The following is a 248-nucleotide window of genomic DNA, read 5'->3' on the forward strand; positions in this document are numbered from 1 at the left end:
CGAAATTTCCTGGGTGATCGCGGCCTGGCGGGCCTTGTTGTAGACCAGCGGCAGGGTTCCGTGCAGCTGGTTGGCGTTGTGTCTGGCAGACTTCATCGCGACCATGCGGGCTGCATGCTCGGACGCGACGTTTTCCAGCCCTGCCTGGTACACCAGCGATTCGACGTAACGCGTCATCGCGTGCTCCAGCACGGTCGCGGCGGCGGGTTCGTACAGGTCCTCCCAGTCGTGGTGTGCAACCTGCTGCT

Annotated in this window: 1 protein-coding gene; it reads right to left on the bottom strand. The window is 63.7% G+C overall.

Going from position 1 to position 248, the window contains the following annotated elements:
- Positions 1–248, bottom strand: a 248-nt coding sequence (locus tag ACQG3P_RS21355; RefSeq protein ID WP_426806173.1) for a F0F1 ATP synthase subunit gamma, incomplete at both ends; no start/stop codon positions are given.

This window comes from Stenotrophomonas sp. SrG (assembly GCF_050031795.1).
Taxonomy (GTDB): domain Bacteria; phylum Pseudomonadota; class Gammaproteobacteria; order Xanthomonadales; family Xanthomonadaceae; genus Stenotrophomonas; species Stenotrophomonas rhizophila_A.